The sequence below is a fragment of the Amycolatopsis sp. NPDC049691 genome (assembly GCF_040675005.1).
GTDB lineage: Bacteria > Actinomycetota > Actinomycetes > Mycobacteriales > Pseudonocardiaceae > Amycolatopsis.
The window spans coordinates 141,383-165,493 of sequence record NZ_JBFANX010000003.1 but is presented as its reverse complement, the minus strand read 5'-3'; the positions used below and the strand labels follow the sequence as shown (position 1 = coordinate 165,493).

22 protein-coding genes are annotated in these 24,111 nt (G+C 71.2%); 8 read left to right on the top strand and 14 right to left on the bottom strand.

Annotated elements, in window-relative coordinates; genetic code table 11:
* Positions 1-5: 5 nt before the first annotated feature.
* Genes AB0J40_RS07835 through AB0J40_RS07810 form a run of 6 tightly spaced genes read right to left on the bottom strand, consistent with a single transcriptional unit; the run spans position 6 to position 4,906 of the window.
* Positions 6-1,235 carry an ABC transporter permease gene (locus AB0J40_RS07835; RefSeq protein WP_364449090.1) on the bottom strand — a complete coding sequence of 410 codons (1,230 nt, stop codon included), beginning with the start codon at positions 1,233-1,235 and terminating at the stop codon, positions 6-8.
* The gene (locus AB0J40_RS07830; RefSeq protein ID WP_364449087.1) at positions 1,232-1,912 is read right to left on the bottom strand and encodes an ABC transporter ATP-binding protein; all 681 of its coding nucleotides are present in this window, start codon (positions 1,910-1,912) and stop codon (positions 1,232-1,234) included. Before AB0J40_RS07830 ends, AB0J40_RS07835 begins: the two co-directional genes overlap by 4 nt.
* Position 1,913: 1 nt before the next feature.
* Positions 1,914-3,092 (bottom strand): peptidoglycan-binding protein, encoded by a 1,179-nt coding sequence (locus AB0J40_RS07825; RefSeq protein WP_364449084.1) that lies wholly within the window; start codon positions 3,090-3,092, stop codon positions 1,914-1,916.
* On the bottom strand, positions 3,089-4,006 hold the full coding sequence (locus AB0J40_RS07820; RefSeq protein ID WP_364449081.1) for a hypothetical protein: 918 nt from the start codon (positions 4,004-4,006) through the stop codon (positions 3,089-3,091). Before AB0J40_RS07820 ends, AB0J40_RS07825 begins: the two co-directional genes overlap by 4 nt.
* A 55-nt stretch (positions 4,007-4,061) precedes the next feature.
* Positions 4,062-4,475 carry a hypothetical protein gene (locus tag AB0J40_RS07815; RefSeq protein ID WP_364449079.1) on the bottom strand — a complete coding sequence of 138 codons (414 nt, stop codon included), beginning with the start codon at positions 4,473-4,475 and terminating at the stop codon, positions 4,062-4,064.
* Between the two features lie 20 nt (positions 4,476-4,495).
* On the bottom strand, positions 4,496-4,906 hold the full coding sequence (locus tag AB0J40_RS07810) for a hypothetical protein (RefSeq protein ID WP_364449078.1): 411 nt from the start codon (positions 4,904-4,906) through the stop codon (positions 4,496-4,498).
* Positions 4,907-5,688: 782 nt separating this feature from the next.
* On the opposite strand from AB0J40_RS07810, the gene AB0J40_RS07805 reads away from it, so the two are divergent.
* Positions 5,689-6,732 (top strand): hypothetical protein, encoded by a 1,044-nt coding sequence (locus tag AB0J40_RS07805; protein ID WP_364449076.1) that lies wholly within the window; start codon positions 5,689-5,691, stop codon positions 6,730-6,732.
* Between the two features lie 175 nt (positions 6,733-6,907).
* On the opposite strand, the gene AB0J40_RS07800 is transcribed toward AB0J40_RS07805, so the two are convergent.
* Positions 6,908-7,831, bottom strand: coding sequence for a LysR family transcriptional regulator (locus tag AB0J40_RS07800; RefSeq protein WP_364449073.1), 924 nt, complete (start codon positions 7,829-7,831; stop codon positions 6,908-6,910).
* An 89-nt stretch (positions 7,832-7,920) separates the two neighbouring features.
* Here AB0J40_RS07800 and AB0J40_RS07795 point away from each other — a divergent pair, with 89 nt between their 5' ends.
* Genes AB0J40_RS07795 through AB0J40_RS07775 form a run of 5 tightly spaced genes read left to right on the top strand, consistent with a single transcriptional unit; the run spans position 7,921 to position 12,867 of the window.
* Complete coding sequence (locus AB0J40_RS07795) at positions 7,921-9,075, top strand: acyl-CoA dehydrogenase family protein (protein ID WP_364449070.1); 1,155 nt, start codon at positions 7,921-7,923, stop codon at positions 9,073-9,075.
* A complete protein-coding gene (locus AB0J40_RS07790; protein ID WP_364449067.1) occupies positions 9,072-9,869 on the top strand; it encodes a CoA ester lyase in 798 nt (265 codons plus the stop codon). The genes AB0J40_RS07795 and AB0J40_RS07790 overlap by 4 nt, the downstream gene beginning before the upstream one ends.
* A 24-nt stretch (positions 9,870-9,893) precedes the next feature.
* Positions 9,894-11,051, top strand: coding sequence for a CaiB/BaiF CoA-transferase family protein (locus tag AB0J40_RS07785; RefSeq protein ID WP_364449065.1), 1,158 nt, complete (start codon positions 9,894-9,896; stop codon positions 11,049-11,051).
* Complete coding sequence (locus AB0J40_RS07780) at positions 11,048-11,845, top strand: MaoC family dehydratase N-terminal domain-containing protein (RefSeq protein WP_364449062.1); 798 nt, start codon at positions 11,048-11,050, stop codon at positions 11,843-11,845. The genes AB0J40_RS07785 and AB0J40_RS07780 overlap by 4 nt, the downstream gene beginning before the upstream one ends.
* Entirely contained in the window at positions 11,842-12,867 is a 1,026-nt protein-coding gene (locus AB0J40_RS07775; protein ID WP_364449059.1) for a zinc-binding dehydrogenase, read from the top strand. Before AB0J40_RS07780 ends, AB0J40_RS07775 begins: the two co-directional genes overlap by 4 nt.
* A 4-nt stretch (positions 12,868-12,871) precedes the next feature.
* Here the strand turns inward: AB0J40_RS07775 and AB0J40_RS07770 are convergent, their stop codons facing one another.
* From AB0J40_RS07770 to AB0J40_RS07755, 4 genes are read right to left on the bottom strand one after another with little or no spacing between them, the layout of a single operon-like run.
* On the bottom strand, positions 12,872-14,158 hold the full coding sequence (locus AB0J40_RS07770; RefSeq protein WP_364449058.1) for an MFS transporter: 1,287 nt from the start codon (positions 14,156-14,158) through the stop codon (positions 12,872-12,874).
* Between the two features lie 12 nt (positions 14,159-14,170).
* Complete coding sequence (locus AB0J40_RS07765; RefSeq protein WP_364449056.1) at positions 14,171-15,313, bottom strand: M20 family metallopeptidase; 1,143 nt, start codon at positions 15,311-15,313, stop codon at positions 14,171-14,173.
* Positions 15,310-16,509, bottom strand: a complete 1,200-nt coding sequence (locus tag AB0J40_RS07760; protein WP_364449053.1) for a membrane dipeptidase — start codon at positions 16,507-16,509, stop codon at positions 15,310-15,312. The genes AB0J40_RS07765 and AB0J40_RS07760 overlap by 4 nt, the downstream gene beginning before the upstream one ends.
* 29 nt (positions 16,510-16,538) lie before the next feature.
* Complete coding sequence (locus AB0J40_RS07755; RefSeq protein ID WP_364449051.1) at positions 16,539-17,657, bottom strand: CapA family protein; 1,119 nt, start codon at positions 17,655-17,657, stop codon at positions 16,539-16,541.
* A gap of 124 nt (positions 17,658-17,781) precedes the next feature.
* Between AB0J40_RS07755 and AB0J40_RS07750 the strand changes: the two genes are divergently transcribed.
* Positions 17,782-18,585: an IclR family transcriptional regulator gene (locus tag AB0J40_RS07750; protein ID WP_364449048.1), complete on the top strand. Its 804-nt coding sequence runs from the start codon at positions 17,782-17,784 to the stop codon at positions 18,583-18,585.
* Here the strand turns inward: AB0J40_RS07750 and AB0J40_RS07745 are convergent.
* Positions 18,560-19,387 carry an alpha/beta hydrolase gene (locus tag AB0J40_RS07745; protein WP_364449046.1) on the bottom strand — a complete coding sequence of 276 codons (828 nt, stop codon included), beginning with the start codon at positions 19,385-19,387 and terminating at the stop codon, positions 18,560-18,562. The genes AB0J40_RS07750 and AB0J40_RS07745 overlap by 26 nt on opposite strands.
* A gap of 101 nt (positions 19,388-19,488) precedes the next feature.
* On the opposite strand from AB0J40_RS07745, the gene AB0J40_RS07740 reads away from it, so the two are divergent.
* Positions 19,489-20,604, top strand: coding sequence for an NADH:flavin oxidoreductase/NADH oxidase (locus AB0J40_RS07740; protein WP_364449043.1), 1,116 nt, complete (start codon positions 19,489-19,491; stop codon positions 20,602-20,604).
* Between the two features lie 100 nt (positions 20,605-20,704).
* On the opposite strand, the gene AB0J40_RS07735 is transcribed toward AB0J40_RS07740, so the two are convergent.
* Both AB0J40_RS07735 and AB0J40_RS07730 read right to left on the bottom strand, forming a co-directional pair.
* Complete coding sequence (locus AB0J40_RS07735; RefSeq protein ID WP_364449040.1) at positions 20,705-22,816, bottom strand: glycosyltransferase family 39 protein; 2,112 nt, start codon at positions 22,814-22,816, stop codon at positions 20,705-20,707.
* Positions 22,813-24,060 carry a bifunctional glycosyltransferase family 2/GtrA family protein gene (locus tag AB0J40_RS07730; RefSeq protein WP_364449037.1) on the bottom strand — a complete coding sequence of 416 codons (1,248 nt, stop codon included), beginning with the start codon at positions 24,058-24,060 and terminating at the stop codon, positions 22,813-22,815. The genes AB0J40_RS07735 and AB0J40_RS07730 overlap by 4 nt, the downstream gene beginning before the upstream one ends.
* Positions 24,061-24,111 lie beyond the last annotated feature (51 nt).

Sequence of the window (24,111 nt, the reverse complement as noted above, 5' to 3'; positions counted from 1 at the left end):
GGCCCTCACGCGCGCAGGGCCACCACCGGCTCGATGCGGGTCGCGCGCCAGCCGGGTACGAGGCCGGCAACCAGGCCGGTCACCACCCCACCGGCCGCGGCCAGCAGCGCCGTGCGCAGGTCCAGTACCGGCGCCCAGCCGTTCGCCAGGTCGACCGCCACCACGACCACGACACCCGCGGCGCTGCCCAGCACGCCACCGAACGCGCCCAGCAGGGTCGTTTCGGTCAGCAACTGGGCGAAAATGTGCCGCGGCCGCGCGCCGATCGCACGTCGTAGCCCGATCTCCGCCGACCGGGCCGCCACGCCGGCGGTCGCGACCGTCGCGATCGAGAACGTGCCGATCCCCAGCGCGATCAGTGACACCAGCAAGGCCAACGTGGTGACGTCGCCTTCGACGGACCTCCTCAGCGACAACGCGTCCGGTGGCGCGGCGGGCTGCAGTTGCCCAGGCGCTTCCGGCAGCAGGGCCGGCGGTGCCTGCGTCCCGATCACGTGCGCCGCGCCCGGGCTGACCTGCGCGACGACGTCGCGCTCCGGCCGGGTTCGCGCGCCGGCCGCGAGCTTTTGCGCGGTCGAGAACGGCATCACGACCGATGCCAGGGTCGCCGGTTCACGGGCGATGTCGTCGAAGATCCCCATGACCGTGTAGGCGTGGTCGTCGACGAACACGGCGACTCCGGTCCGGTCGATGCTCAGCCGCCGGGCGAGATTCGCCGGCAGGAGCACCACCGCGGCACCCGCCCGATCGTGGAAGGCGTCGAAGGCGCGGCCCTGGATCAGGTGCGGGCCGATCACCGCGAGCGCGCCCGCGTCGGCGCCTACGACCTTCGCCTGCTCGTCGCCGGCTCCGGCCGCCACCGACCGGGTAAGCCGATGTTCCGGCAGCGCGACGCGCGCGCCGGCGGACTCGACGCCGGGCAGCCGCCGCAGCCGGTCGAGTGCGACCGGTCGCTGCCACAGTGGAAGCGCGGGCGTGGCGGCGCCGGTGTTCGCGTCGGATGCGATCGCAGGCTCCTTCACCACCACTTCCGTCGCCCGGGTGACGTCGAACGACGAGGACACCTGGTGCGACAGCGTCGCCGTAATGCCCAGCGTTGCCACAAAAGCCGCGCAGCCCAGCACGATCCCGGCGGCGGTGAGCGCCGAGCGCCCCGCCTGCGCGAGCAACGACAGACACGCTTCCGAGAACAGGTCTCGCGGCCCCAGCCCGGACCGGCGCTTCGGCCCGCTCACCCGGCCTCCTCGGCCACGACGCCGTCGATGACGTGCAGGCGGCGCGTGCCCTCCGCGGCGACTTCGGGATCGTGGGTCACCACCACGACTGTCATGCCGTCGCGGTGCAGCTCCCGCAGCAGCTCGAGCACGTTGCCGGTGTTGGCGCTGTCGAGGTTGCCGGTCGGCTCGTCGCAGAACAGCACGACCGGCCCGCCGGCCACCGCACGTGCCAGCGCCACGCGCTGCCGCTCACCTCCGGAGAGGGTGCGCGGGTCGGCGTCGGCGCGGTGGCCCAGCCGGACCCGCTCGATCGCCGAGCTCGCGAGCGCGCGCCGCTGCCGCGCGGGCCGTCGTCCGTAGAGCATGCCCAGTTCGACGTTCTCCACCGCGCTGCGTCCGGCCACGAGGTGGAATGCCTGGAACACGAACCCGAACAGCTCGCTCCGCAGCGCGCAGCGCGCGGATTCCGGCAGCGCGCCGGTGTCGCGGCCGGCGACCTCGTACGTGCCGTCGTCCGGGCGATCCAGCAAGCCGGCGAGGTTGAGGAGCGTCGATTTGCCGGACCCGGACGGCCCGGTCACGGTCGCGTAGTCGCCTCGGCGGATCGTCAAGTCGGTCGGCCGCAGCGCCCGGACCAGGTGGCCGTCCTCGTAGCTGCGGCTCACTCCCCGCATGCGCAGGACATCCTCGGACACGTCACTTCCCTCCCGCCGCCGAAGCGCCGACGACCACCTGCGCACCGGGCCCGAACGCGTTGCTGTCCGGCGCGACCTCGACCCAGCCGCCCGCGACCTTGCCGGTGCGGACGACGACGTCGGTCCGCGCGCGGTCACGGCCCACCACCGTCACGAAGGTGCTGCCGTCCGGGCGCGAGTAGACGGCGGAGACCGGGACCGCCAGCACCGGCGTCGCGTCGGCCGCCGGATCCAAGATGACCAGCACGGTGTGGTCCGGGCCGGGTGGCAGCACGGGACCGGTGAACGCGAGCGTGACGGCGTAACCGTCGGCGTCGGCCTGGTCGGCGACGGTGCGGACGACCGCTTCGACGGTGGTGCCCTGGGCTTCATCGGTCACCTTGGCCGTGCTGCCTGGCCTTACCAGCGCTCGCTGCGCCGGGTCTACTTTCGCCTGCACCGTGGCCGCGCCGGCATCCAGCTCCAGCAGGACCGACGCCGCGCCGTTGAGCACGGTACCGACCTGGGCGGGCACTGCCGTGATGGTGCGACCGTCGCGGTCGAGCCGGACGACGTCGACGCGGCGCAAGATCGGTTCCGGGGGCGCGGCAGCGGCCTGGTTCTCCGGTGGCTGGGTGGCTGCGCCGCCCCGCGGAACGTCATAGCCCCGCGCGCGGTAGAAGCGGTCGACCGCCTGCGAGGTGCCCGCATCGAAGGTGCCGGTCACCGGGCAGGCGGCGCCGAGGCGCCGCAACGCCTTCTGGACCTCCGTGACGTCAGGGCCCCGGATACCGGGGGTCAGGTCGCGGTACAGCGGGAAGGGCAGCACGAGCCCGAACACCGGCTCGCCCGCGACCTCCGTGAACACCGTGCCCTCGTGCAGCGGCGTGCCCACGCGGGCGCTCATCCGGGTGACGACCGCGGTGACTCCGCTCAGTCCCTCCGGAGCGGTCACCTTTGTCGCCGAGCCCGGCTGCACCGTGCCGCGGGTGATCACCGGCTCGGTGAGCACCCGTCGCTCGGCGGCCGCGGTGACCGGGGCCGGCGCCGGAGGTGCGGCTTCGGCGACGGCCTGAGCCGGCGACCGGACGGCTGGGCCGGCCACCATGCCGACGAGAAGCGCAACGGCCGCGACCGCGACGGTGCCCAGGACGGACCAGACCGCCCGGCGACGCCGGCGGCGCAAGGCCGAAGCCGTCATCGCCCGACCACCTGCGCGGCGGCCTTGGCCACCTTCTCCACCTTCGGGCGCAGCTCGGCGATCTGCGTGTCGTGCTCGCCCATCGCCTTGCGCAGCAGGCGGATCCGCTGGTTGGTGATACCGCTGCCGAACTTCGTCAGCTGAGCGCATTCCGTCGCGGCGACCGCCAAACGTGCCTCCGCGGCCGAAGGAACGTATCGGCGTTCCGGCTTGGCCGCGACGATCTCGACCGACCCCGGGAGCCGTTTCGGCGCGGGCGGTTCGGCACCCTGGTAAGTGCCCGACGGGTAGCCGATGCCGAACGTGTCGAGCGTCCGGGCCCCGGACTTGATCTGGTGGAAACCCTTCCCTTCGACGCACGCCAGCATCGGGCGCAGCAGCGCGTCGGTCACCGCGGTCTCCTCGGGCGAGGCGAGCAGCTTGTCCCGCTCGTCGGCGATGTCGTTGTAGAGCTGGTAACTCTGGGCCTGCACCTCGTTCAGTTCGGCACCCAGCGTCTGCGCGGCCTCGGTGAAGCAGCCGGTCAGGTGCCGGTCGAAGCCGGGATCGGAACTCAGCACGTGTGCGGCTTCGCTGGGTTCGTTTTCGCCGAACCCGAGCAGCCGCGCCTGTTCGGCGCTCCGCTGGGCGAACAGCGGAGGCTGCACGTTCATGTCGCTGAAGGGTTCCGGGTTCTGGTGCACCCCCACCTGGGCCAGCTGCGGGAACCCGTTGCGTGCCATGCAGTCGGCGGTCAGCTTGTTCTTCGCGTACTCGATCAGGCTGATGTTCCCGGCCTGGAAAACCTCGTCGGCGACCCGGTCGACCGGCAGGTCGGCGGCTGACGGCCCGGTCCGCGCGTCGGCGGAACAGGCGGCCACGGCGGCCAGCGCGGCGACGGCGCACACCACCGCCGCGGAATATCGTGCTCGCATGCGTACTCCCCCGTGCCGAGAGGTGCCCGGCCGTGGCCCCGGCCGGGCACCTTCCTCACTTGCAGCGTTCGTGTCGGTCGTTGCGGTTGTTGATGACACCGAGGTTGTACTCGGCGTTGTTGTTCGGGAAGGACCGCCAGGTCCAGAACCCGCCGGAGAAGTCACCCACCCGCACGGAGCAGGATGTGTCCCGATTGGTCACGTTGAGCGCGTTGTCCTGCACGGGCTTGTCCGAGACGCGGTAGGAAAACCCGTCGTAGAACATGAAGTTGTTCCCGCCGTGGTCCGCGTCGTACCAGAACTGCTTCTGGTAGGTCGTGCCGTTGTCGTACCAGAAGCAGATTTCCCCGTTCGCGCACCCGGGGAGGTTGTCCCCGTTGTCCGCATACGCGGCCACCGGCGCCAGCACCGCTGCCGCGGCCGCGAGCGCGGCCACGCCGGCGACCCGGCGCACCGATCGAGCGATCATGTGGAATTCCCCTTTCGCGGTCAGACGCACCGCTCGTGCCGGTCGTTGGCGTTGCGGATCACGCCCAGCTCGTGGCGCAGCTGGTCGTTCGGGAAGTACCGCCAGGTCCAGATCCCGGTCGCGGCACTCAGGTCGCCCACCCGCACGTTGCACTGGGTGTCCCGGTTGGTGACGTCCACGGCGTCGTCCTGGACGCGGACGTTCGTCGCGCCGCCGGCCCACCATGTGTAGCCGCCGTGGTCGGCGGTGTACCAGAACTGTTTCGTCCACAGCACGGCGTTGCTGTAGCGCCAGAAGCAGATTTCCCCGAGGTTGCAATTGACGTCGCCGTCGCCGTTGTCAGCGCTCGCCGGTACCGCGCCGCCGACGACGCCCGCGGTCACCAGCGCGGCCCCGGCCGCGACGGCCGAAACCCACCTTCGCACGTTCACTAGTCCCTCCCAGCTCAGCGAACCCGCCCCGGAACCCGGAACGGGGCAAAGCCGAAGCTAGAGCCGAGAACAGTCGGCCGCATCGGACCTGGGGACAGGTTCCGGCCGGAGCCAGGGATCCGGGCTGACGACGAAACGCCCGGCATGAACTGGTGCTGAGAGGCGCTCAACGCAACCGCAGCACACCCGGCGCTGGTCCGGCATGCGCTACGGCCGGGGTGTGACCGGACGTCGGTCGCAGGCCGCGCGTTTTCAACTGCAGGCGAAGTGGCCCGATGAGGACGGGGCAGGCACTTCGAGCAGAGGCGACGTCGTCGCCATGGCCGAGTCCGTAGCAGCGCCGTCGGCCTTGTCCTGATCGGGCTCCAGCGTGCAGAAACTCAGCAGGGCACTGAGGCCTCCGGAGTGTGCTGTTCGGTGATGGTGCATCGGAGCGGGCCGGGGGAAGGAACTTGGATCGGCAACGGCAGTTTCGTCGCCGTCGTCGGCAGGCGGGACATCCGGCGCCCTGGAGGCTGAACCGGTTCGCGTCGTAGGCCTGGCCAACGATGTCGGCGACGTCTTGGTAGTTGGTGCTGGTCTCGACGAGGAGTTCGTCGAAGGTGTTCGGTTTGCGGACGTAGGGGTATTGGCCGTCGACAGTTCGCCAGGGTCCGAGCCAGGACTGCACCCTGCCCGTCCTCCGTCAACGGTCGCGCTCCAGCCACCTCCACAAGCAGAGCGCGTTTCTCATCGGAGCAGTGCTGGCCGGACAACACGGCGGAGGGGCTCAACCGAATGACGTGGCCAGGCGTGTTCCGGCCGAGTTGCGAAACGAGAGGGGAACCATGAGACGCATGAAGAGGACGGTCCTCGCCGCCGCAGCGGCCCTGGTGCCGGCGCTTCTGGTCACGCCGGGCGTCGCCGAGGCGCGTGATGCCGTCGCATGCACGTGGACGCAGGCCACGCTGGCGCCGCCTGCCGGGCTGGCTTGGGGATACGTCACGGCCGCCGCGAACGGCGGCTGGGTCGCGGGGAGCGGCTCCACGGGCGGTGGGATCCGGTGGCACAACGGCGTCGCGGAAGACCTCGGACGCGCTTTCGGTCTGCAGATCGATCTGCACGACATCAATTCCGTGGGCACTGCAGTCGGTGCGACCCTTGCCGACAGCGTCGAACGCGACGCGGTCGTGTACCGGGACGGCCGGTTCACCGCTCTTCCGGTGCCGCCGGGCCGCCGGTCGGCCCGAGCCCTCGCCATCAACGACGCCGGCGACGTCGTCGGCACCGCGCTCGGCCTCGGTGACAACTTCACCCTGACGCTTTGGCCGGCCACCGCACCCGGCACGGTGCTGACGATCGATCCCGATCCCGCCGTTTACGGCTACGTCAGCCCGGTCGGGATCGACGAGCAAGGGCGCATCCTGATTCGCGCCGAGGGCTCGCAGACGGACTTCTTCGTGCGGTACCCGGACAGGACGATGACCAAGCTCGCACTGGGCACCGACTCCGTGAGCGGGTTCCGGAACGGCCGCATCGCGGGCGAGAAGTACGAGAACGACGAGTTCAAGACGGTCGAATGGGATCTGAGCGGCGCGATCGTTCGCACGCTGGACACGTGGGTGATCGAGCCTGCCGTCGACTCCGGGACACGCACCGCCGGCACCTACCTGACGGCCGACGGCGGCGAGGCGCTCGGTGTCTGGGACAGCGGAGCCCGCACCCACACCCTCGCCACCAGTCCGAGCTCCGGCAGGCTCGGCGGGCCGGTGATCACCGACGACGGCATCATCGCCACCACGATCGGCGCCACGCCGACGACCTTCCGCTACAGCTGTCCTGCCTGACCTGGCGACACGCGGGCGCCGCGGTGCTCAGCCCGGCTGAGTGCCGCGAACGCCTTACGAGGAAAGCGGCCGGGGTAGTGCCGCGAGGATGACCCGCTTCTCGTGGTTCGCGGCCGAGCGCCTGCCCTTGACGGCGGTTCAGCCGCCCCGGGGACTCGGACCTCGGCAGCTTCGGTCACCCGGACTGAGCCACGCTGGCGGTCGGCCAGGTGCCGTCCTCGACCAGGCGGTGGGTCACCCGGACGATCTCGGTGGCGGCGACCTCGGCAGCGGGCGGGATGCGGCCGGATCGGGGCAACGCCAGGACGATCGTGCGGGAGACCGCGGGATCGACGATCGGGCCGCCCCGCAGCCGTCCGGCTGCCACGTCTTCTGCGACGCCCGCCGCGGGCAGGACACTCCACCCGGTGCCGGCGGCCACCAGCCTCTTCTGCACCGGCATCGAGTTGGTCTGGCACGCGATCGTGGGCGCCGTGCCGAGTGCTTCGTCCACGAGGGTGCGCAGGCCGTGTCCCTCGACCGGCAGGATCAGCCGGTTCTCGCACACCCGGTCCCAGGTGAGTGCTTCGGGGCCGAGTTCCGCGTCGGGGGGAGCGATCGCCCACAACGCCTCGCTCAGCAATGGGGTGACGGCGATCGACGGTGTCGAGTTCACGTTGTACAGCAGGCTCATGTCCACTGCGCCGTCGTCGAGCCACTGCCGCAGGTGGCCGGAAAACGCGCTCAGGATCCGCACTTCGATGCCCGGGTGCCGCCGCCCGAGCGCCTCCACCAACGGCGCGGCGACGAGTTCGACGGTGCTCTCGAGCAGCCCGATCGTCACGATGCCCCGCACGTGCTCGCGGTCCGGGCGGATCTCGGCGCGGGCCCGGTCCAGTTCGAGCAGCGCGCGTCTCGCGCGCTCGGCGAGGACTTCGCCCGCCGGGGTGAGGGTCATTCCCTGGCGGCTGCGCTCGAAGAGCGGGACCCCGACCTCGTCCTCCAGTGCGCGGATGTACCGGCTCACCGCGGGCTGCACGACGTGGAGCAGGCGTGCGGCCTTGGTGACGCTCCCGGTGTCGCCGACGGTCACCAAGGCCAAGAGCTGCTTGAGTTCCACGCGTCCTCCTGCCGGTATGCCGGACGCGTCTAGGGATATCACGAATCGGTATTTCTCTCGACTCGTCATAACGAGTCAGGATGACGGCCATGTACGAACTCAGCGCAGACGAGACCGCGATCGTCGACGTCGTCCGCGAGTGGGTCGACCGCGAGGTCGAGCCCGTGGTGCGAGAACTGGAGCACGCCGACACCTACCCCGAAGCCCTCATCGAGCAGATGAAGCGCATGGGCATCTTCGGCCTCGCCGTTCCGGAGCCGTGGAACGACGCCGGGGTGTCCACGCCGTGCTACGCCGCGGTGACCGAGGAACTCGCCCGCGGGTGGATGAGCCTCGCCGGCGCCATGGGCGGGCACAGCGTCGTCGCCAAGCTCCTGCTCCACTACGGAACCCCGGAGCAGAAGGACCACTACCTGCCGAAGCTGGCCACCGGCGAGATCCGGGCGACCATGGCGCTCACCGAACCCGGCGGCGGATCCGACCTGCAGGCCATCCGGACCGTGGCGCGCAAGGACGGAGACAGCTACGTCATCAACGGGTCCAAGACCTGGATCACCAACGCCCGCCGCGCGCAGCTGATCGCGCTGCTGTGCCTGACCGACCGCGACGCCGAGCCGAAGCACCGCGGCATCAGCATCCTGCTGGTCGAAAAGGGGCCCGGTTTCGACGTGTCCCGCGACCTGCCGAAGCTCGGCTACAAGGGCGTGGAGAGCTGCGAGCTGTCCTTCACCGACTTCCGCGTGCCCCGCAGTTCGTTGCTGGGCACCGTCGAAGGCGAGGGGTTCACGCAGATGATGCGGGGGCTCGAGATCGGCCGCATCCAGGTGGCGGCGCGAGCGCTCGGCGTCGGGGCCGCCGCCCTCGCGCGCTCGATCCGCTACAGCCAGGAACGCGAAAGCTTCGGGCAGCCGATCTGGCAGCACCAGTCCATCGGCAACCACCTCGCCGACATGGCGACGGGGCTGACCGCGGCCCGGCAGCTCGTGCAGTACGCCGCCCGCCGTTACGACTCCGGCGAGCGGGCGGACATGGAAGCGGGGATGGCGAAGCTGTTCGCCTCCGAGACGGCCATGAAGATCGCGCTCGACGCGGTGCGGATCCACGGCGGCTACGGCTACTCGACGGAGTTCGACGTCGAGCGGTACTTCCGCGACGCGCCGCTGATGATCGTCGGTGAGGGCACCAACGAGATCCAGCGGACCGTCATCGCGCGTCAGCTCATCAAGCGGAACCCGGTCCGATGAGGCCCGAGGCCACCTGGCTCTTCGTGCCCGGCAACGTCCCCCGGCGCTTCGCCAAGGCGGCGGCCGCGAGCGCCGACGCCGTCGTCATCGACCTCGAAGACGCGGTGCGGCCCGAGGACAAGGACACCGCCCGCGCCGAGACGCTCCGCTGGCTGTCCGACGGCGGCCAGGCCTGGGTCCGCCTCAACGCCACCGGCACGCCGTGGTTCGACGCGGACGTCGATGCCGTCGTCGGCGCGAGCGGGCTGCTCGGCGTGCTCATGCCCAAAGCCGAGGACCCGGTGGCCTTGGCCGCGTTGTCGGCGCGGCTGGGACCGGACACCGCGGTGGTCGCGCTGATCGAGACCGCGGCCGGAGTGCACCGCGTGCACGACGTCGCCGCCTCGCCCGGGGTGACCCGGCTCGCGTTCGGTGCGCTCGACCTGGCCGCCGACCTCGGGGCCGACGACACCGCCGAAGCGATGCTGTTCGCGCGAAGCACGATCGTGCTCGCCTCCCGGGTGGCCGGCTTGCCGGCACCGATCGACGGCGTCACGACGGTCACCGACGACGCCGACGCCGTGACCGCGGCGGCTCGCTACGCCCGCAGCCTCGGCTTCCGCGGCAAGCTCTGCATCCACCCGGCCCAGGTCGGGCCCACCGCACGGGGTCTGGCCCCCGGCGAGGAGGAAATCGCGTGGGCACGGGAAGTGCTCCACGCAGCTGACGGGTCGGCGGGCGCGGTCACCGGTCCCGACGGGCGAATGATCGACAAGCCCGTGCTCGACCGCGCCCACGCGATCCTCCGGTCCTGAAGCACCGGCTACGAAAGGCTTTTCATGCTCCCACTCGAAGGCACGACTGTCGTCGCGCTGGAACAGGCGGTCGCCGCGCCCTTCGCGACGCGGCAGCTCGCCGACCTCGGTGCCCGCGTCATCAAGGTCGAACGCCCCGGCGCCGGGGACTTCTCCCGCGGTTACGACCGGACGGTCCACGGCGACTCCAGCTACTTCGTCTGGCTCAACCGCGGCAAGGAGTCGATCGAGCTGGACATCAAGGACGCGGCCGACCGCCGGGTGCTCGACGCGATGGTCGCGGCCGCCGACGTGGTGGTCCAGAACCTCGCGCCGGGCGCGGTGGGCCGCCTCGGCCTCGACGCCGCGACGCTGCGGGCGGCCCGTCCCGATCTCGTCCACTGCTCGATCTCGGGCTACGGTCCCGGCGGCCCGTACTCGGGGAAGAAGGCTTACGACCTGCTGATCCAGTGCGAGGCCGGGCTCGTCGCCGCCACCGGCACGCCGGAGGAGCCGAGCAAGGCCGGGATTTCGATCGCGGACATCGCGACGGGCATGTACGCCTACTCGGGCATCCTCACCGCGCTGCTGCGCCGGGCCACCACGGGCGCCGGCGCGACCGTCGAGGTCGCCATGCTCGACGCGCTGGGGGAGTGGATGGTCCAACCGGCGTACCACGCGGTCTACGGAGGTTCCGAGACCCGCAGGACCGGCGCGAAGCACGCGTCGATCGCCCCCTACGGGCCATATCGGACCGGAGATGGCAACCAGGTTTTCCTGGCCGTCCAAAGCGACCGCGAATGGGTCCGGTTGTGCCGGGAGGTGCTCCGGCGCCCGGACTTGGCCGCCGATCCGCGGTTCGCCCACAACCCCGAACGCGTCGCCCACGACCACCTGATCGATCCGCTGGTCGAGAAGGCGTTCGCCGCGTTCGACGCCGACCGGGTCGTCGCACTGCTCGGCGACGCCGGGATCGCGTGCGCCCGCCTGCGCCGGCCGGGTGAGCTCCTCGATCATCCCCAGCTCGCCGGGCGTGACCGCTGGCACCCGATCCAGGCCCCGGGTGGTGCCGTCCGGGCCTTGCTGCCGCCGGTCGACATCGACGAAGTCGAACCGGTGCTGGGTCCGGTGCCCCGGCTGGGCGAGCACAACGACGCCCTCCGCGCCGAGTTCGGTTCCCGGCGCGAGGAGGTCACGCCGTGACCGAGCACACCGAAGTGCTGCAACCGGAGCCCGCCGTGGCGCTCGCCCGGCTGCTCGGCGTCGACCTGCCGGACCTGGCGGACGACGGCCTGCCGCTGCTGTGGCACTGGGTCTACTTGCTCGATCGGCCGCATCAAGCCGATCTGGGGCCGGACGGCCATCCCGTGCGCGGGATCGTCCCGGCGCCGGGTCGCCGGCGCATGGCGGCCGGAGGCCGGGTCACCCGGACGGGGCCGCTGGTCGTCGGCCGGGCCGCGACCCGGCGCACCGAAGTCGTGTCGACGACGGACAAGACGGGACGTTCGGGCCCGTTGACCTTCGTCGTCGTCCGGCACACCATCAGCCAGGACGGCGAGGTGAAGGTCGTCGAGGAACAGGACATCGTCTACCGCGCCGCCGCGTCCACGCCTGTCTCGGCGTCGGCGGCCACGCCGGTGCCGCTCGAAGCGGACGAGCGGGCGTTCCCGGTCGATCCGACCGTCCTGTTCCGGTTCTCGGCGTTGACCTACAACGCCCACCGCATCCATTACGACCGCGACTACGCCCGGGACGTCGAGGGCTATCCGGGGTTGGTCGTCCACGGCCCGCTGCAGGCGTTGGCCATGACGGAAACGGTCCGCGCCACCGGGGTGACGCCCACCGCGATCGGCTACCGCGTCGTCGCGCCGCTGTTCGACCACCAGGGCCTGGTGGTGCGCGCCACCAGCGGCGGGGTTTCCGTTCGTGACCACAGTGGCCGGATCACCGCGACCGGCCAGGTCGAAACGCATACTGGAGAAAGGAAAGCACGATGAAGGCCGCAATCGTACGGGAAGCCGGGGTCGTCGAGATCGACGACGTGCCTCGTCCCTCGATCGGCGAGGGAGAGGTCCTGGTCCGCATCCGGGCCGCCGGGCTCAACCGCGCCGACGTGCTCGTCCGGGACGGAAAGTTCGCCGAACAACCGCCGTTCCCGATCATCCTCGGTGTCGAGGGCGCCGGAGACGTCGCGGCGGTCGGCAGCTCGGTCACGAACGTCGCGGTGGGGCAACGCGTGGTCGTGCTGCCCATGCTGGGTTGCGGCGTGTGCGACGCGTGCGGGTCCGATGTGGACAGTCGCTGCCGCGAACTGAAGTTCCTCGGCGAGCACACCGACGGCACGTACGCCGAATACCTCGCCGTCCCGGCTCGCAACGCCGTCCCGGCACCGGATTCCTTGACCTACGTCGACCTGGCGGCGAGCCTGCTCGCGTACCTGACGGCCTGGCACATGCTGGTAACCCGCGGCGGCCTGCAGGCCGGCGAAACCGCGCTGGTCGTCGGCGCCGGCAGCGGCGTGGGCACAGCCGCGGTGCAGCTGGCCGCCGCTCTCGGCGCGCGGGTCATCGCCACGACCGGCACCGACGACAAGCGGGGCCAGTTGCGGGAAATCGGCGCCGACGAGGTCGTGAACTACCGGCAGGTGCCCGGATTCGGCGCGGCGGTCCGCTCGCTGACGGCCGGGCGGGGTGTCGACCTGGTCCACAACTCGGCGGGCGGGGCCACCATCCAGGAGTCGATCCGGGCGCTGCGCCCCGGTGGCCGGCTGATCGGGATGGGCTCGCACTCCGGTCCGCACGCCGACATCAGCCTGTACAGCCTCTACCGCCACGAGATCGACTTTCGCGGGGCGCACGCCGGGGACCTCCGCGAGGTTCCCGACGTCCTCGCCTGGCTCGCCGCGGGGAAGGTGCGCCCCGTGGTCGACTCGGTGTTCCCCTTGGCCGACCTGGCCCGGGCTCACGAACGGCTGGTGAGCCCGGACCGCTTCGGCAAGGTCGTGCTGACGATCGGCTGATGCGTCAGTCGATGGCCTTGTCCTTCGTCTCGGGCATCGTCAGGTAGACGACCAGGCCGATCGCGGCGGCGATCGCGCAGTACAGCCACACCCACGACCCGAGCCCGCGGGTGGTCAGCCACGTCGTGAGGTACGGGACGGTGCCGCCGAACACCGCGACCGACAACGCGTAGGGGAGACCGATGCCGGTCGCCCGGACCTCCGGCGGGAACTGCTCCGCCATGACGGCCGCGACGTTGGCCGAATAGCCGAGCAGCAGGACCAGACCGGCGACCTGGACGAGCAGCAGCAGCCGGAAATCACCGTTCAGCAGCCGGAAAGCGGGCCACGCGAGCAGCAGGAACCCGCCGGCGAACGCCACCAGGGTGGGCTTGCGGCCGACCCGGTCGGACAGCATCCCGGCGAACGGCAGCAGGACCACGAACGTGACGAGCCCGATGACGTTGGCCAGCAGCGCCTGGTTGAGCGGGATGTGCGTGGACACGGCCGCGTAGGTGGGCAGGTAGGTCAGCCACATGTTGTAGAGCACGACGCCGGCGATGTTCAGGCCGAAGACGCGCAACGCCGCCTTCGGGTGCTCCCGCAGCATCGTCACCAGGGCGTTGCGCCGGCCGCCGCCGGCGCGGTGGAACGACGCCGTTTCCTCCACCGAGCGGCGCAGCCAGAGCCCGATGAGCCCGAACAGCGAGGCGACCACGAACGCCAGGCGCCAGCCCCAGCTGTCCACCGCCTGCCGGGGCAGCGCCGAGGTGACGATCGCGCCCATGCCCGAGGCGATGAGGATGCCGGCGCCGACCGACACCTGCTGCCACGAGCCCGCGAACGCGCGGCGGCCGGGTCCGGCGGACTCCACGAGGAAGGCCGACGCCGAGCCGAATTCACCCCCGGCGGCGAAGCCCTGCGCCATGCGCGCGATCACCAGGATGATCGGCGCCGCGAGGCCGACCTGGGCGTAGGACGGCGAGACCCCGATGACGAACGTCGCCGCGGCCATCAGGCCGATCGTGAGCACCAGGCCCTTCTTGCGGCCGTGCCGGTCCGCGTACGCGCCCATGATCGCGGCGCCGATCGGCCGCACGACGAAACCGACGGCGAAGATGGCCAAAGTGGACAGCAGGGCCGCGCTGTCGTTGCCCGGCGGGAAGAAGTGGTGCGCGAAGACGGACGAGAACGTCGTGTACACCGCCCAGTCGATGAACTCGACGGCGTTGCCGATGCTGCCGGCGACGAGCGCCCGGCGGTTGCCCCGTCCGGTCGCTGCCACCTTCGTGCCCAGCCGAGTGGATTCCATGGTCGTTCTCCCTCAGTTGCCGGAGGCCGTCAGCCGGGCCCGGATCGGTGCGGACCGAGCGACGTCCGCGATCGTCAGCGCCATCGCCAGGCCGCCGTCGCAGACGAACCGGTCGCCTTCCGCGCCACCGGCCGCGGCCGCGAAGGCGGCGGTGTGGTTCCCGTCCTCCGCCGGGAGGTCGAACGACAGCATCGGGTGCAGCGCGGGGATCACCTGCGAGACGTTGCCCATGTCGGTCGAGCCGAAGAGCTTGTCCGGGTAGTCCGGGAACGTGCGGCCCAAGGTCTTCGCGTGGGCCTCGAACAGCGCGGCCAGGTCCGGATCGTGCCGGAACTCGCGGTACAGCGACGGCTGGGTGGTGAAGTCCACGGTGGTCCCGGCCGCGAGCGCGCCGGCTTCGAAGCACCGGCGGACCCGCGTCCACACCTCGTCGACTTCGGCAATGGTGTCGCAGCGGATCATGCACTCGGCCACCACCCGGTCGGGGATGACGTTGACGGCCGACCCGGCCTCCGGCACCACGCAGTGGACCCGGACCCCGTCGCGAAGTTGCTGCCGCAGCAGTCCGATGGCGGTTTGCGCGACCACCACCGCGTCGGCGGCGTTCAGCGCGTTCCACGGGCGCGACGCGTGACCGCCCCGGCCGTTGTACTCGATCCGCCACGACCGCGAGGCCCGGAACTGAGGACTGACGACGTCCTTCAGCGACGGGTGCACCATCATGGCCGCGTGCGTCCCGGTGAAGACACCGCGGTTGACCATGATCTCCTTGCCGGTTCCGCGTTCCTCCGCCGGCGTGCCGAACACCTTGAGCGTCAACCCCAGCTCGTCGGTGAACGGCGCCAGCGCCAGGGCCGCGCCCACGGCCGCCGCGGCGATCGTGTTGTGCCCGCAGCCATGGCCGATGCCGGGCAGCGCGTCCATCTCGGCGCAGATGCCGAACACCAGCTCGCCGGACCCCACCGAGGCCACGAACGCCGTGGGCAGGTCCGCCACCGGCTTCTCGACGGCGAATCCGTGCCGCGCCAGGACGTCGGTGATCGCGGCCGAGGTCCGGTGCTCCTCGAATGCCAGCTCCGGGTCGGCGTTGATCGCGTGCGACAACGCCAGGACGTCATCGAGGTGCTTCGCGAAAGCGCTTTCGATGCCGGTCATCGCCACACCTCTCCCAGCAGCCGCAGAATGTTGCCGCCGAGCACGGCGGTGATCTCGTCGTCGCGGTACCCGTGCTCGACGAGCCAGCCGGCGATGTTGCGGAAGTTCTCGGTCGGGTTCTCGAGCCCGTCGACGTGGCTGACCCGCTCCCACTCGAGGTCGCCCGCGTCGAACACGGTGGACGAGCCGATCACCTCGGAGATGGCTTTTTGGAAGGCGGCGTGGTCGCCGTAGAGCGTGTCCGGGCCGAACGCGACGTGCTCGATGCCCATCACCTCGACGGCGTGGGTGAAGTGGTCCATCACCGACTCGATGGACTGCGCCCGGTGGTCGTAGGACACGGTCGTGTGCGGCGCCGCCTCGATGCCCAGGACGCCGCCGCGCTCGGCGCACGCCTTGAGGACTTCGTCCGGTTTCATCCGCGCGATGGGCCAGACTGCCCGCGCCCCGGCGTGCGTGATCGCGATGGGCTTGGCTGACACCTCGATCGCGTCCAGGCTCGTCCGGTCGCTCGCGTGGGAGACGTCGATGAGCATGCCCACGGCGTTCATGCGCTCGACCGCACGCCGGCCGAAGGCGGTCAGGCCGCCGTCGCGCTGCTCCTTCTGGCCGCTGCCGAGCGTGTTGGCCTCCGCGTAGACCAGGCCCATCTGCCGGATGCCCAGTCCGTAGAGCACGTCGATGCGGTCCAGCTCGTTTTCGATCATGCCGGCGGATTCGGTGCCCATGACGAAGGCGACGTGCCCGTCTCGCTGGGCGCCGAGGATGTCGCCGACGGTGCGGGCGACGACGACGCCGTCCTGGTGGGCGAGATCGGCGAGCCGCAGGCCGAGCGTCGTGATCAGGTCGTCCCACTTCCAGCCCGTCCGGCGGCTGCTGCCGATGACGCCGAACCAGTTGTCGAAGACCGCGGTCAGGCCGGCCCGGCGCAGCTCGGCGAAGGCGGTGAATTCGTGGTTGGCGCGCAGGAAGTCGGGTGTGTCCGCGAAGTCGGCGGGCAGCAGCTGCGGGTGGTCGTGAAAGCTGATGGTGACGTTGTCGGCGAGCAGGTGGTCGATCCGGTCGTCGTCCGAACCGGCGGTGAAGCGGCTCCGGCGGGCGCGCGGATCGGACAGCTCGACGGCGGGGAAGTCGACCCCGCGTCGGAGGTAGGGGAATGACTCGTAGTCGTCGGGTTTGGCGGCGGGGCTGTACATCGAGAACGCTCCTTTGTGGTCAGTGGCGGCTAGGCGGTGGCAGAGCGCCGGACGGTGCCGTCGTCCTCCACGACGATCTCCGGGTCCAGGTCCCTGGACGATTCGGCGACCTGCACGAGAACCGACGCGGCGACGTCCGGCCGGGGGAGGATCGGCTGGCTGTCCGGGTCGAGTTCGATCGGGTCGAGGCGGAGGGTGGGCCCGCCGGCGCCGCCCAGCCCGACGCGGAACACGGCGCTTTCGAACCAGGGGCCGCGCACGAGCGCCGGGCGGTAGGGGGCCGACAGCTGCGCGTCTTCCGTCGGCACCATCGATTCGGCGTTCCAGCCGTCGCACCAGTCGAAGACGAAGTTGCCGGTCGAGTACAGGATCAGCCCGTTTCGGTAGAACTCCACGGGGTGCAGGCAGTGGGGGTGGTGCCCGATGACCAGGTCGGCACCCGCGTCGACCAACCGCCGGGCCAGGGGCTGCTGGTACTGGGCCAGCGGCCCCTGCGCCGCGGGCAGGTAGCAGTGCGGAACACCCCAGTGCAGCGCGACGACGACGAAGTCGTTGTGCCGCTTCGCTTCCCGGACCAGGGCTTCGGCCGCCTGCACGTCGGGTTCGTGGGCGTCGGAATGGACGAAGGGCGGCGTGCCCGGCGTCTCGTCCAGGAAGCCGCTGTCGTACTCGAAGGACTGGCGCACCCGGATGGCGCCGATGCCGGCGCGGTCCGCGGTCGCGTCGAAGCCCCGCGGTAGCGCGCAGCAGAAGCTGAAGAACGCGAGGCTTTCGTCGCCGGCGGAAACGACGCGGGCGCGCGTCGCTTCGGCGCGCGTCTCGCCGAAGCCGGCGTGGCCGACTCCCGCGGCGTCCAGCGCGCGGACGGTATCGCGCATCCCGTCGGCGCCGTAGTCCAGCGCGTGGTTCATCGCCAGGGACACCAGGTCGAACCCCAGGTCGGCCAGTTCGGCGGCGCCCGACGTCGGGGCCCGCATGGCGACCAGCTTCTCCGCGCGCTGTCCCCGTCCGGTGAGCGGGACTTCGAGGTTGCCGATCGTCAGGTCGCCGCCGCGCAGCAGCCCGAACGCCGAAGCGCCGGGGTCCGTGCCTCCGGGGCGGCGCGGCCACCCCGAGATCACGACATCGCCCACGACAGTCAGATCCATGGGAACTCCGTTCCGTAATGTGGCACGCTGTGCCGCAGAGTAGACCGATGCTGGCGGCGTTGTAAAGAAGTCGCTGTGCCGGGATGAGGTACGGCAGTGCGTCCAGTGGTACGGTCGTGACCTCATGAGCACCCCAGGCGACGGCGGCGAACCGGACAAGCCGACCAGCAGCATCCGGTCGATGAACAGCGTGCTGAGCACGCTTCGCGTCTTCGAAGAAGTCGCGGTGCGCCAGCCGATCGGCGTCTCGGAACTGGCCCGGGTGACGGGCATCCCCAAGAGCTCGGTCCAGCGCTGCCTGGTCACCCTCGAACAGGCCCGCTGGCTCCGGATCGTGGATCGGGAGCACGCGCGGTGGGGCGTCACGATGAAGGCGCTCGTGCTGGGTCTGCGCAGCGCGGGTGAGCAGGACCTGCGCGAAGTGGCGACGCCGGTCATCAAGGGGCTAGCCGCCGAGACCGGTGAGACGGTGCTCCTCGGCCTGCGCGACGGCGCCGAGTACCTGATCGTCGCGCGCGAAGACAGCACGCAGCTCGTCCGCGTCTTCATGGAGATCGGCACCAGGGTGCCGCTCGGGGCGAGCTCGGGCGGCGTGGCGATCCTCGCCCGCCTCGACCCCGACGAGGTCGGCGAACTCCTGCGGTCCGAGCCCCGGGAGTTCGAGGGCGCGCCGCTGCTCGGTCCTGACGAGCTGCGCGAGGAGATCGCGCGGACCGCCGGGCGCGGCTACGCGGTGAACATGTCGTCGTGGTACCGCCCGCACGTCGCTTCCCTCGGCGCGGCGGTCACCAACGCGGCCGGACGACCCATCGCGGCGGTCACGCTGAGCATCCCGGAAATGCGGTACCAGCCCGCGCAGGAAGAGCAGCTGGCGAAGAAGGTCGTCGCGGCCGCGGACGAGATCAGCCGCCTGCTTGCGTCCCCGTGACGGCATCCGCGCGCACGACGTCGGCGATGAGCGCGGCCGTCCCCTCCGGTGACTCCACCGGGAAGTGGTGACTGCCGAGGTCGACGAGCACCACGTCGGCCCGGCCCGACAGCCGGTCGACGGCTTCCGGGGTGACCAGGTCGCGCACGCCGAACACGGTGATCGGCTGCCGCACGGCGGCGAGCGCCGCGTCCATGTCCCAGGCGACCAGGCCTTCGAACGCCCTTGTTCCCGCCGGCTGCCGCACCGCGGCCATCTTGGCGAAGTGCGCGTCCTTGAGCGCGGGGTCGGTGCCCGGGGGTGAACCGGCCTCGACCATCGAGCGGACCAGCCCGGCGAAGTCGTCTCGCAGCGGCTGCAGCAAGCCCGCCGCCTGCTCTTCGTCCATGGCGCCGAAGAGGAACAGGTAGTGCAGGGCGTCGAGGGCGACGATGTGCCGGACCCGCACGGGACGCAGCCGGCCGGTCTCGACCGCCACCGCGCCGCCGAGTGAGTGCCCGGCGACGACGCCGTCGGTCACCCCTTCGGCGTCGAGGACCGCGGCGACGTCGCGCGCGAACTCCTCGATCGTCCAGGTGTCGCGCGCCGAGCGCGATTCGCCGTGCTCGGCGAGGTCGACCGCGAGCACGCGGAACTCGTCCGGCAAGAACCGGGTCAGCGCGTCGAAGTCCGTCCGGTCGCACGCCCAGCCGTGGACGAAGACGACCGTGGGGCCCTCGTCCGGCCCGCTGATCGAGTACCGGATGGATGTCACGTCCGGTCGGTGGACTTCGCGGCTGTCCGTCACCCGGTGCGTCGCCATGCCTGCTCCTCGTGCCACTATGCGATACGACGTTTCGTCAAGTAGCATGACGGTAAGTGCGCCGTGGAGGCATGTCAATCGCCGAGTGAAGGAGCAGCGGGATGCCGCCGAATCTCTTCAGCCCGATCGAGATCCGCGGGGTGCGCCTGCCGAACCGGGTGGTCGTGTCGCCGATGTGGCAGTACTCCGGAGTGGACGGTCGCCCGACGCCGACGCACACCGTCCACTACGGACGGCTGGCCGAAGGCGGGGCGGGACTGGTGATCCAGGAAGGCACGACGGTGGACCGGCGCGGCCGCGGCACCGTGGGCGACCTCGGCCTGTGGGAGGACGAGGTGGTTCCGCTCTACGCGCAGCTCGTGGAGGTCGTCAAGGCCGGTGGCGCCGTGCCGGGCATCCAGCTCATCCACGCCGGCCGCAAAGGGCGTCGGAACGCGCCGTGGATCCCCGGCACGCCACCGCCGTCCGCGGACTGGCCACTGCTCGCGCCCAGTGCGGTTCCCCTGGGACTCGAGGGGGCCGAGACCCCGGTCGAAATGACGCTGCGCGACATCGAAGGCACGGTGGCGGCTTTCGCGGACGCCGCCCGACGGGCGGACGAAGCCGGGTACGAGGTGCTCGAACTGCAGGCGGCCCACGGCTACCTGATCCACAGCTTCCTCTCACCGCTGGCGAACCGGCGCACCGACCACTACGGCGGGTCGACGGAGAACCGGTTCCGTTTCCTCGTGGAGATCGTCGACCGCATCCGGACGGTCTGGCCGGACGGCAAGGCGCTTTTCGTCCGCCTCTCGTGCGTCGATGTCGAGTGGACGATCGACCGGACCGTCGAGCTGGTGGGGGAGTTGAAGGCTCACGGCGTCGACGTCATCGATTGCAGCTCCGGAGGGATCACCGGGCTGCCGTTCCCAGGCTTGAAAACCGGCTACGGCTACCAGGTGCCCTACGCGCACCAGATCCGCGAGCGGACGGGGAGCAGGACGATGGCCGTGGGGCACATCGTCCGTGCCGCCCAAGCCCAGTCCATCATCGAGCACGGCCGGGCGGACCTGGTCGCGCTCGGCCGAGAGTTGCTCTACAACCCGAACTGGCCGCTGGACGCCGCGCGCAAACTGGGCGTGCCCGATCCGTACGTCCGCGCCCCGGCGCGCATTTCGCACTGGCTGGGCAAACGGGAGCAGAGCTTCCCGGGGTTCGTGCCGTCGACCGGGGGGTGAGCTGCCCTCGGTCGTCGAACAGCCGGCCGGAGTCGCGGCCGGCTTGGCGGCGGTGTTGCCGTTCCGGACCCGGGGCGCGTGTCCGGAACGGCAACGCCGCTCACGAGTGGCACTCGTAGAGGGTCTGCGCTTCCGTCGGTCCCACCGGCTGCTCACCCTGCTGCCGGCGCCCGCCATGGGCAGCCGGGTCGACCTCGGTGCAGTGCTGCGCGATCCACTGCTGCCGCCGCTGGCCGGCCTCACCGCTCATGCCGGGCAGTCCGCCGCCGCGTCCGCCGGACTCTGCGCCGAGCACGAACTTCAGCTTGCCTTCGGCGGTCCACTGCTGGAGCTGGCCGACCGAGGGCGAGTCGTCGCCGCCCGAGAAGCCGCCCATGCCGATGACTGTCTCGTCGGAGCCGATGATGAAGCCCGCGGCCATCATCGCCGAGCCGTCAACGGCCAGGGTGATCTCCGCGTTTCCCTTGTGCTGGCGGGCGTAGTCGAGGACGCGGCGTTGCTCGTCGGTGAGCTTGCCGTCCATCCCGCCGAAACCGCCGCCCGCGCGGCCGCGGCCCGAACCGCCCGGCAGCTGCGGCATGCCGCCCGGGAACCCGCCGGTGCCGCCGGGGAACTGCGGCAGGTCTCCCGAACCGCCGGGGAACCCGCCCGGGCGCATGCCGCCGAACCCGCCGCCGCTCGGTCCCGCGGCCGGCATCGCGCCGAGGTCTTCGCCGGTTGCCGCGCTGGCGGTGGACCATACCGCGGGCACGAACAGCACCGTCACCAGCCCGGACACCAACGCCACCCGGGAAGCCACCAGCCGGCGCGTCTCGACGAGCCGTGCCCCGAGCAACGCGGCCACGGTGACCACGCCCGCGACGAGGACCGCCCAGCGGGTCCAGCCGTGCCACGACGGATCGCGGCTCGCCAGCACGAACGCCCACACCGTGGTGAGAGCGACGGCGCCGGGCAGCAGCAGCCACGAGGCCGCCCCGTCCCCGCGGTACGCACGCCAGAACCGCTCGAGCCCGGCCGCGGAGATCGCCGCGATCGCCGGGGCGAGCATCGTCGTGTAGTACGGGTGCCAGATGCCCTGGGCGTAGCTGAACACCACCCCCGTCACGAGAAGCCAGCCGCCCCAGGCGAACCAGCCGGCCCGCGAAGCCGGGTCACCCGATCCTTTCGCCCGCACGCCCTGGACGGCGACGACCACCAGGACGAACAGTGAGAGCGGCAGCAGCCACGAAATCTGCCCGCCCACCGACGAGCCGAACATCCGGCCGAGCCCGGTGTCGCCGCCGAACATGCCGCCGCCCATCCCGGACGGCAGGCCCATCCCTTCGGGAAGATCCGGCCTCGCGCCGCCACCACCGGGTCCGAAGTTGCCTTCGCCGCCGAAGATCCGGCCGAAGCCGTTGTAGCCGAAGATGAGGTTCCACGCGGTGCCGTCGGTGCTGCCGCCCATGTAGGGCTTCGATCCCGGCCACCAGTCGTGCAGCGCCACCCACCAGAACGACGACGCGAACAGCACGACACCCGCCCCGAGCAGGTCGACGATCCGCCGCTTGACCGGCGCGCGCGTGCCGGCCAGGTACGCCAGCGCGAACCCGGGGACGACGATCCACGCCTGCATCATCTTCGTGACGAACCCGCAGCCGACGAAGAACGCGCACCACAGCAGCCAGCGTGTCCGCGCGCGGCTCGCGTCCGCCTTCACCGAGCGCGTGAACGCGTATGCCGCGGCGACGAGCAGCAGCACGAGCAGCGTGTCCGGGTTGTTGTCCCGGTTGATCGCCACGGTGATCGGGGTGAGCGTCAGGATCAGTGCGGCCAGCAGGGCGACGTTCTCGCCCGCCCAGTGCCGGACGGTGCGGTGCAGCAGGAACACCGCCGCGACGCCCTCGATCACCTGCGGCAGCAGCAGCGCCCAGCCGTGGAATCCGAACACCAGCACCGAAAGTGCTTGCGGCCACAGCGACATCGGCGGTTTGTCCACGGTGAACACGCCGTACGGGTCGAACGAGCCGAACAGGAAGTTCGTGAAGCTGTCCGTCATGGACTTCACGGCGGCCGAGTAGTACGTGTTGCCCAGCTGGCCCGCGCCGATCCGCCACGCGTAGAGCACGGCGGCGGCGACGCAGATCCCGGCGAGTGCCCAGCCCCGCCACCGCGTGCGGGAGGGGGTGGTGACGGAACCGGCCGGTGCCGCTTGGTCGGCGGCGACTGTCATTCTTCGTCCTTTCCCGGGGAACTGTGGAAGACCCAGCTGCGCAGCAGCACGAACCGGCCCGCGGTGCCGAGCACCGAGGCGGCGAACAGCACCGTCAGCTCCAGCACGCGGCCCGGCTCGGGATCGAACCCGTGCAGGGCCAGCAGCGCGGCGGAGGTGAAGGCGTAGTACAGCCCGAAGACGACGAGCCCCTGCAGGTGCGCCTTGCCCCGTGACGTGCTCGCGCCGGCGAAGGTGAAGCGGCGGTTGGCTTCGGTGTTGAAGAGCGTGGTGAGCACGAGCGCGACGAGGTTGGCCACCAGCACCGGCCACCACAACCGGAACACCGCGTACAGCACCAGGTTCGCGATCGTGGAGACGACCCCGATCACGGCGAAGGACAGGATTTCCCAGAGCCGGCCGCCGCTCGGCGTGCCCAGGACGGCGTCCGGGTGGGCGGCGCGCGGGGCGGGACGGCGGGGGAGGTCCGGCACGCGCGCCGTCCCGGCCGCCTTCGCGCGGGCGACGCGGATCAGCCCGCGGATGTCGTCGAGCGCGGTCTTGGTGACGTCGACGCGGCTGTCGGTGTCCTCGACCCAGTCGACCGGGACCTCGTGCACGCGCAGCCCGTTGTGCTCGGCCAGGAGCAGCAGTTCGGTGTCGAAGAACCAGGCGTCGTCCTCGACGTGGTCCAGCAGCGGCCGGACGACGTCGGTGCGCGCGGCTTTGAAGCCGCACTGCGCGTCGGAGAACCGGGCGCCGTGGCTGAGCCGGATCAGCCCGTTGTAGCAGCGGGAGACGAACTCGCGTTTCGGCCCGCGGACCGTGCGCGCCCCCGGGGCCAGCCGCGAGCCGATGGCGACATCGGAGTGGCCGTTGACCAGCGGGGCGACCAGCGGCAGCAGCGCGTCGAGCCCGGTGGAGAGGTCGACGTCCATGTAGACGACGACGTCGGCGGTGCTCGCCCGCCAGGTTTCCCGCAGGGCCAGGCCGCGGCCCTTGCGGTCGAGGTGGCGCACGCGGACGGACTCGTCGTCGCGGGCCAGGGCCTCCGCGACTTCGAGGGTCCGATCGGTACTGGCGTTGTCCGCGACCACGATGGTCCAGTCGAAGGGGAACTGGTCGCGGAGGAACTCGCGCAGCACGTGGATGCACCCCGGCAGCGCGCGTTCCTCGTTGTACACCGGGACGACGATGTCCACCGTGGCTGTCACAGCACGCTGTTCGGGGGAGGCTGTGAGGCCTCCGGTCGCGCCGACCGACATGCTTCCTCCGTTCTGGGTCTCCTGCGGTCGAGCACGACGCTGTGTGACCGG